Origin of the sequence: Clostridium sp. Ade.TY (assembly GCF_000498355.1) — a bacterium.
GTDB lineage: Bacteria > Bacillota > Clostridia > Clostridiales > Clostridiaceae > Clostridium.
Genome location: NZ_AVSV01000048.1, coordinates 1 through 806, shown reverse-complemented (window position 1 = coordinate 806; position 806 = coordinate 1). Strand labels below are relative to the sequence as shown.

The following is an 806-nucleotide window of genomic DNA, read 5'->3' as shown; positions in this document are numbered from 1 at the left end:
TACTCATAAGAGCAAAAGATGGTAAAACTGTAATGATTGATAGTGATGGTGTTCATAATGCAGGTATTACAGATGGTGCTATAAATAATAATAAAGTAGCAGATAATGCAAATATAGCTGGTAATAAGCTAGATATAAATAGTGTTATAAGAGAAGTAAATGGAGCTACAGAAACTATTAAAGGAACTAGAGTACAAGTAGGAGATAGAACTTTAGATATAGAATTGGCTACACAAAATAATACTATTACAGAGCATGGTAAAGAGTTATCAACTCAAAAAGCTTCAATACAAGCTTTAGATAAAGCCATTAAATTAAAAGTAGATAATCAGACATTTACTCAATCTACAGAAGCTATTAAAGGTAATATAAATAGCTTAAATAGTGATTTAGTAAGTAAAATAAATTCAAGTTTAAATAGTGCTAAATTATATACTGATAATATTAATAAAAACTTAGATACTGAAATTAAAAACACACAAAAATCTATTACTGATACAACTAATAAATTGAATCAAGCTGAAATAGACTTAAAAAAATATTCTGATGATGTTGCTACAGCTAAAGCAAACCTAGCTAAAACAGAAGCTATTGCAAATGCAGATGGAAAGATAACAGCAGAAGAACAAAAAAGAATACAACAAGCACAAATCAACTTAAACACTGCTATTTCTAAAGCAAATGAAGCTGAAACAAAAGCTAAGGAATATGCAGATTCTAAGAAACAAGAAGCTATTAATACAGCTAGTACAGATGCAACTAATAAAGCTAATAATGCTTTAAATAGTGCTAAAGAATTTACTACT

At 27.9% G+C, this 806-nt stretch carries 1 pseudogene; it reads left to right on the top strand.

The window, feature by feature from the left end:
- Window positions 1-806 (top strand): annotated as a pseudogene (locus tag O212_RS16115) (hypothetical protein); the annotation flags it as partial.